The 7,589-nt window shown below is 44.9% G+C and carries 6 protein-coding genes and 1 other annotated feature; of the genes, 2 read left to right on the forward strand and 4 right to left on the reverse strand.

What is annotated here, in order from left to right; genetic code table 11:
• Positions 1 to 21 precede the first annotated feature (21 nt).
• From opp3C to ON063_RS09450, 3 genes are all read right to left on the reverse strand, one after another.
• Complete coding sequence (opp3C, locus tag ON063_RS09440) at positions 22 to 1,047, reverse strand: oligopeptide ABC transporter permease (protein ID WP_445236740.1); 1,026 nt, start codon at positions 1,045 to 1,047, stop codon at positions 22 to 24.
• Entirely contained in the window at positions 1,047 to 1,973 is a 927-nt protein-coding gene (opp3b, locus tag ON063_RS09445) for an oligopeptide ABC transporter permease (protein ID WP_214785236.1), read from the reverse strand. The genes opp3C and opp3b overlap by 1 nt, the downstream gene beginning before the upstream one ends.
• A gap of 306 nt (positions 1,974 to 2,279) precedes the next feature.
• Complete coding sequence (locus tag ON063_RS09450) at positions 2,280 to 3,899, reverse strand: peptide ABC transporter substrate-binding protein (RefSeq protein WP_274664953.1); 1,620 nt, start codon at positions 3,897 to 3,899, stop codon at positions 2,280 to 2,282.
• Between the two features lie 269 nt (positions 3,900 to 4,168).
• Here ON063_RS09450 and ON063_RS09455 point away from each other — a divergent pair, with 269 nt between their 5' ends.
• Together ON063_RS09455 and trpS are read left to right on the forward strand one after the other, a co-directional pair.
• The gene (locus ON063_RS09455; protein ID WP_274664954.1) at positions 4,169 to 4,537 is read left to right on the forward strand and encodes a DUF3899 domain-containing protein; all 369 of its coding nucleotides are present in this window, start codon (positions 4,169 to 4,171) and stop codon (positions 4,535 to 4,537) included.
• A gap of 42 nt (positions 4,538 to 4,579) precedes the next feature.
• Positions 4,580 to 4,786: a binding site (T-box leader), on the forward strand.
• Between the two features lie 51 nt (positions 4,787 to 4,837).
• Positions 4,838 to 5,839, forward strand: a complete 1,002-nt coding sequence (gene trpS / locus ON063_RS09460) for a tryptophan--tRNA ligase (protein ID WP_214815784.1) — start codon at positions 4,838 to 4,840, stop codon at positions 5,837 to 5,839.
• A gap of 108 nt (positions 5,840 to 5,947) precedes the next feature.
• Here trpS and ON063_RS09465 read toward each other — a convergent pair.
• Positions 5,948 to 7,589 (reverse strand): peptide ABC transporter substrate-binding protein (locus tag ON063_RS09465; RefSeq protein WP_274664955.1); only part of this gene is annotated, 1,642 nt, incomplete at its 5' end.

The raw sequence follows: 7,589 nt of genomic DNA on the forward strand, positions 1-7,589 counted from the left end.
ACGAGTCCCCCTCTTTCTTTTTTATTTACGCATTTTCGGGTCGAACGCATCACGCAAGCCATCGGCAAGCAAGTTGAAGCTGACCATGAGCAAGACGATGATGACCGACGGGATAATAAGAAGGAACGGGAATGTCCGTAGTTCTTTGTATCCATCGTTGATCAACGTACCAAGTGATGCCTGTGGCGGTTGAAGCCCGATCCCGATAAAGCTGAGGAATGCCTCGAAGAAGATGGCAGATGGAATCGTGAACATGAGCGTGATGATAATCGCACCCAATGTGTTTGGAATCAAGTGTTTGAAAATCAATCGCGTACTAGATGCACCAAGTGTGCGAGCTGCCAAGACAAACTCTTGGTTTTTGAGTTTTAAAATCTGACCACGAACGAGTCGACTCATCCCGATCCAACCTGTGATGGCCATGGCGAGGATGATGGTGAATACACCAGGGTCAAAGATCAAGATGAACAAGATGATTAAGATCAAGTTAGGTACACCTGTCAAGATCTCAACAATACGTTGCATGATGTTATCCGTACGCCCACCGAAGTATGCTGAAATTCCACCATATGCCACACCAATGATTGTATCGATGATGGCCGCAACGAAACCGATGAAGAGAGAAATACGTGTCCCTTCCCAAATACGTGACCAGAGATCACGACCGAGGTAGTCCGTACCGAACCAGAAGTTCTCTTCTACGTTCTTTTGTTCGTAGAAGTCGATATCGCGACCACCGAGTGTCGCCATTCCATCAAAGCCAGCCCATTCAAGACCTGTGACTTTTGGCGGAAGTTTTGCTTGTGAAATGTTTTGTTCGTAGGCATCACGACCCGACAACATCGGTCCGAACAATGCAAGTGCAACGAGAATTAAAATAATTGATAGCGAGATGATGGCCGCTTTGTTTTTCTTTAGGCGCATCCATGCATCTTGCCAGAAGTTTAAACTTTTCCCAGCGATTCGTTCACCAAGCTGTTCATTCATCTCAACAGGTGTGAACATGTCTTGGTCGAACTGTTCGTAATTCTTTTTGTTTTCAATCATCAGTTATTCCCCCCAAGACGAATACGTGGGTCAACAACCCCATAGAGCAAGTCGACAAGCAAAATGATAATAATGAACAATCCTGAGAAGAACAATGTCGTTCCCATGATGACAGAGTAGTCGTTCAACGTGATTGACGTGACGAACAATTCACCAAGTCCTGGAACAGCGAAGATTTTCTCGATAACGAATGTACCCGTTAAGAGTCCAGCTGTCATCGGTCCAAGGATTGTGATGGCAGGAATCATTGCGTTACGAACCATGTGTTTCCACACGATGGCGTTACCCGTCAATCCTTTCGCTTTCGCAAGCGTGACGTAGTCTTGTCCGGTAACCTCTAACATCTCGGTTCGGACGAAACGGGCAATCGCTGCCGTGACACCGAGTGACAACGAAATTGTTGGTAAAATCGTATGAGCTGGTGTTTCCCAGAATGCGACTGGGAGCAACTGCAATTTAACTCCGACATAGTACTGAAGGAGGGCTGCAAAAACGAACGATGGGACAGAAATCCCGATTACCGATACGAACATTGAACCATAGTCAATGACCGTATTGTGACGAATCGCCGCAACAACACCTAACAATACGCCTACAAGAGTTCCGAGAACTAATGCCTGGAGCCCTAATTGTGCCGAAGGACCAATTCGTTCCATAATCAATTCAGTTACTGGACGGTTAGCCGTACGGAATGAAACGCCAAGGTCACCTTGGAGCATGTTTCCGATGTACGTCGCATAACGGACCGGAAGCGGATCGTTGAGTCCGTAGCGGTCATTCAATAATTGAATTTGTGATTCTGTCAGTTTTTCCTGGTTCTGATACGGTGAACCTGGGAGCAGGTCCATCAGGAAGAACGTGAACGTGGCAATCAAGAAGAACGTGATGAGGCCGTAAGTCAGCCGTTGTAGGATATAACGTCCCATGAATAAAAACCCCCTGTTTTTTCTAATTCTTTCTACTACTTGCACCAACAGCTTCACTATGACATATGACCTATTTTTCAAATTCACAAAATGAAAGGAATATTCTGAAAGAATAGCGTATACGTCATCTCAAGGCTCTTAGCACAGCGGCTGAAAACAAAGAATATTCTTTTCAGAGATTATTCTGAATTTTCACTGTTACTACATTATACTTTACCAACAAAACATTTGAACAGTATTTTCTCTTACTTCGGTAGAATTTTTTAGAAAATCGGGGACATGCGGTTCGCATGCCCCCTCATCCCATTACTTGATATCAACGTATTTGTACTGGTAATCAGCACCGAATAGTTGACGGTTAAAGTTTTCGATGTTTGGACGAATCAAGTACGCCACACCAGCTTGATAAATCGGCATGATCGCTTGGTCTTGTTCGATTAAGAGAGCCTCGGCTTCTTTGAACAAGTCATAACGTGCATCGATGTTCGTTTCAGCAGACGCTGCGTCAATCAACTGGTCATATTCAGATGACGCATAGTTGATGTCGTTTTGTCCGTTGTCTGATGTGAAGATACCAAGGTTCGTAAGTGGGTCTTGGTAGTCAGGTCCCCAAAGTGCGAATGACATTTGGTAGTCACCGTTTGCTTCACGCTCAAGTTTGTTGTTGAAAGGTTGTTGAGCGATTTCAACCGTTACGTTCGGCAAGTTCGACTCAATTTGACCTTTCATGTACTCAGAGATTTGTTTTGAAACTTCGCTGTCGAACGAGAGGAGTTCGATTGTTGTCGCTTCTCCGCCTGTTGCTTCTTCCCAAAGTGAAGCAGCTTCGTCAGCGTTTGTTTGGAAGTACTCAACGCCTTCTGTGTAATCCGTTCCGTCTTCATATTTGATGAAGTCTTTTGGAATGAATGATGTTGTTGCAATTGAACCGTTGTTCAAGAGTTGGTCGATGATTCCAGTTGGATCGACCGCACGTGCGATAGCTTTACGTGCATTCACATCAGAGAAGATTTCATCTTCGTGGTTGAATTTGAAATATCCGATGGCAGAACGAAGACCTGTGTTGTAATCTTCATCTTCTTGGAAAGCAGCAACTTGTTCTGATGCAAGACCTGCATAGTCAACATCACCAGCTTCATACAAGTTTACGACTGTAGATGTTTCTTTAACGACGCGAACATCAACAGCTTCAAGCGCGACGTTGTCTTTATCCCAGTACGTGTCGTTCTTCGTTAAGACATAACCTTGTTCACGATCCCACTCTGACCATGTGAATGGTCCGTTGTAGAGAAGGTTTTCAGGGTTCGTTGCAAATTCTTCGCCTTTTTCTGTTGCGAATGCTTCATTGATCGGTGTGAATGTACCGAATGAAGTAAGTGAAAGGAATGATGGGTCTGGACGCTCGAGTGTGACTTCGAGTGTTTTCTCATCGATTGCTTTAACGCCAAGCTCTTCTTTCGGTGTGTCACCTGTGTTGATCGCTTCAGCATTTTTAATTGTGTTCATGATGTATGCATACTGTGAACCTGTTGCAGGATCAACAGCACGTTGCCATGCATACACGAAATCGTTGGCTGTAACTGGCTCTCCGTTTGACCATTCGGCATCACGAAGCGTGAATGTGTAAACAGTCTCATCTTCGTTTACTTCTGGTTCGCCTTCAGCGAGAGCAGGTACGGCATTTCCATCTTTATCAAGACGGTAAAGACCTTCCATTGTGTTGGCGATCAAGTTGAATGCGACCGCGTCTGTAGCAAGAGCCGGATCGGCTGTTGTGATGTCTGACGTATCCGTCAAACGAAGAACTTTTTCTCCGTTTGAAGAAGAACCCCCGCCATCAGAGTCTCCGCCTGTCGAACAAGCCGCGAGTACTGAACCGAGTGCCAAGATGATCGTCATCATGAGCAAAATCGATTTTTTCTTCATTGCGATTTCCCCTTTCATTTTGAAAAGCTAGCCGTTCGTCGAATAAACATCTTACTTTTTCTTTAATTTTCTGAATATTTCATAAAGTATTCGACGAAAGAACGTTAGGGCTATTGTAAGAAATTTTTAATCAAACTGTCAACTACATAATAAAACGCTACCATGCTACTCGAATTTCATACTCGCATTCTTCACCGCCTTCCTAGTATCATAGAAGAAACACGGAACGATCGCTCGTTCCCTTTATGGCGTGAAAGGAGATTACATCGTTGAAAAAGTTTCGAAATATATTGATTGTTTGGGGGATTGTCACAATCCTGTACACGGTTTGGTCCATTTTTTCATATTTCCGAAGCGAATCTTTCCTGTTTCATTTGAGTGGTGGCCTATTCGTTTCCGGTATTCTCACTTTTGCAATCGGGATGTTTTCACATATGAGCGCGACAGGATTGTTCGATGGGATCATGTACGGTTTTAAGCGAAGTCGGCGTGCAAAGCTCAAAGAAATCGATGCGGATTACGAAGAGGATGAAGAAGAAGATCCCGAAGATCGACAACTCTGTAAGCAATTGGCTTGGAACTGGGTGTTCGTCGGTGTGGGAAGTATCGCTCTCTCGTTTCTTGTCGCTTTGATTTAATCTTTTCGGAAGCGACGTCCTATGCTAAACTAGATTCAGAATAAGAACACTTGGATGAAGACAAGTAATTCAATTCCCCTTTTCCTCAGAGAGTCTACGGTGCTGCGAGTAGATGAAAAGACTTGGATGAATGGACTTCGGAGTGGCTCGCCTGAATGTGAGTATGGCGAGACGGTTCACGCCCGTTAACGCGTTCAAGTGGCATATTTTATGCAAATTTGGGTGGCACCGCGGTTATTCGTCCCGATTTATTCGGGCGGACGACTGCGGTTTTTTTATATTCTTCGGAGGTGTATACACATGGCAACGATTTTTTCAGGAATCAAACCGACCGGCGTCGTGACGCTCGGGAACTACTTAGGCGCGATGAAACAATTCGTCGATCTTCAAGATGATAACAATGCGTATTATTGCATCGTCGATTTGCATTCCATCACCGTACAACTCGATCGTGTCGAGTTAATGAACAACACACGAAAACTAGCGGCACTTTATCTCGCTTCTGGTCTCGACCCAGAAAAAGCGACAATCTTCGTTCAATCTGAAGTGAAAGCGCACGCTCAACTCGGATGGATGTTAACATGCATCGCAGGAATGGGCGAGCTCGGTCGTATGACGCAGTATAAAGATAAATCGCAAGGAAACGAAAATGTTGGGGCCGGATTGTTTGTCTATCCAACACTTATGGCATCTGACATTTTGTTATACAATACGGAACTCGTTCCAGTTGGAGATGACCAAAAACAACATATCGAATTGACTCGTGATTTGGCGGAGCGATTCAATAAACGATACTATGAGACGTTCACGATGCCTGAACCACTCATTCAAAAAGAAGGCGCACGCATCATGTCTCTCACGAATCCCGTGAAAAAAATGTCAAAATCCGACACAAACGCCAAAGGATACATTTCGATGCTCGACGAGCCAAATGTCATCCGCAAGAAAATCAAGAGTGCCGTAACCGATTCGAGTGGCGTCATCTCGTTTGACCGTGAGAACAAACCAGGAATCTCAAACTTGTTAGAAATTTATTCGCTATCGACGGGTACCTCAATCGATGACCTCGTCAAGCAATACGAGAATTCAAATTACGGTACATTTAAACAAGATGTGGCAGAAGCGGTCGTCGCCTTGCTCGAACCGATTCAAGCACGTTATCATGAATTGATCGATTCTCCAGAACTCGATGAGATTCTCGATGCAGGACGTGCCAAGGCTGAAGCTGTCGCGAATAAAAATCTTGCGAAGATTGAAAAGGCGATGGGTCTCAGTCGTAAACGTGCCAAAGTAAAAAAATAAGTTTATCTTGTTAGAACTCTCTAAGCGAGGGTTCTTTTTTTGAATAAAAAAATTGTACACAAAAAGAGAGACAGGCGTCCCTGTCTCTCTTGTAAGCGTGTAATGAAATTATTCTTTACCTTCGATTGAAGCCCACTTGTAAGAGTAGTCTGCACCGAATGCGTGCTCAACGATATCTTTAACATATGGCTTCGTGAGGCGAGCCGATCCACGTTGGTAAACTGGCGAGATCGCGTTCTCTTCAAGAACGATTTTCTCTGCAGCTTGAAGGTCAGCCCAACGTTGTTCAGCATCTGTGCTTGACTTCGCAGATTCAATCAACTTGTCAAACTCGTCATTCGACCACTTACCACGGTTGTATGGTCCGTCTGTGACGAAGAGGTCAACGAACGTCATTGGATCTTGATAGTCAGGGCCCCAACCAGCGAATGTGAATTGGAACTCTCCTTTGTTCTCAAGGTCAAGTTTGTTGTTGAACGGTTGTTGCTTGATTGAAACGCTCATACCTGGAAGGTTCTTCTCAAGTTCACCTTTGATGAACTCACCGATTTGCTTCGCAGACTCTGAGTCATAGTTGAGGAGTTCAAGCTCAACTGTATCCGTTCCAAGCTCAGAAAGACCCTCTTCCCAAAGTTTTTGAGCTTCTTCAACATTGTATCCGCCGATGTCGCCGTTCGCTTCACGGAAATCTTTACCGTCAGGACCAGTTACGAAGTCTTTAGGTACAAGATAGTTTGCAGGGATTGAACCGTTTGCAAGAAGTGTTTCTGCGATTGCAGCTTTGTCGTATGCACGGTCAATCGCGTTACGGATTTTTTGGTTGTCAAGCGCTTCCACAGCAGTATTGAACTGAAGGTAGAAGAGTGTTGGCTCAACGACAGTTGAGAAGTCTTCGCTATCTTGATACTGGGCAACGAGCTCAGAAGTCAAGCCTGTGCGGTCAACGTCACCGTTTTCATACAAGTTGACACCTGTTGAAACTTCTTTAACGACTTTAACGTTGATTTCTTCAAGTTTAACTGTGTCCGCATCCCAATAGTCTTCGTTCTTGACCATTTTCCAGCCTTGCTCGCGCTCCCAGCTGTCGAGTTTGAACGGTCCGTTGTAAAGAGTTGTCTCTGCAGATGTACCGAAGTTTTCGCCTTGCTCTGTATCGAATGACTCAAGTTTTGGCATGAACACGCCGAAGCTTGTCAATCCGAGGAAGTAATCAGCTGGTGCTGTCAATTTAACTTCAAGTGTTTGATCGTCGATTGCTTTAACGCCTACTGCATCGCGCTCGCCTTCGCCAGTGTTGTACGCTTCTGCGCCTTCGATGACTGACATAACGTATGCATATTGTGAAGCGTTATCTGGGTTGAGTACTTCTTTCCAAGCGTATTCGAAGTCGTTCGCTGTGACAGGCTCCCCGTTTGACCAAGTCGCGCCTTCACGGATTTTGAACGTGTACGTCTTCCCGTCTTCAGAAACTTCATGAGATTCAGCCATACCTGGAGTTGGCTCATCGTTCTCGTCCATACGGTAGAGACCCTCGTTAACGTTGTTCAAAACGTTGAACGAAACAGCGTCCGTTGCGAGTGTTGGGTTAAGTGAAGGAATGTCTGAGCTGTCGAGCAAGTTGAGGACTTGCGCTTCGTCTGCAGAACCTTCATTTGATGATCCTTGTGAAGAATCTGTTTCATCCCCTGTCGAACATGCAGCTAGGAAAGCACTTGAAAGAAGTGTAACCGAAGATGCTAAAGCAAAACCT

Source organism: Exiguobacterium sp. B2(2022), from assembly GCF_028823655.1.
Taxonomy (GTDB): Bacteria; Bacillota; Bacilli; order Exiguobacteriales; family Exiguobacteriaceae; genus Exiguobacterium; species Exiguobacterium aestuarii_A.

Coding starts and splice junctions, on each gene's coding strand:
- opp3b (WP_214785236.1), bottom strand. CDS start 1,973: ATGGGACGTTATATCCTACAACGGCTGACTTACGGCCTCATCACGTTC.
- ON063_RS09450 (WP_274664953.1), bottom strand. CDS start 3,899: ATGAAGAAAAAATCGATTTTGCTCATGATGACGATCATCTTGGCACTC.
- opp3C (WP_445236740.1), bottom strand. CDS start 1,047: ATGATTGAAAACAAAAAGAATTACGAACAGTTCGACCAAGACATGTTC.
- trpS (WP_214815784.1), top strand. CDS start 4,838: ATGGCAACGATTTTTTCAGGAATCAAACCGACCGGCGTCGTGACGCTC.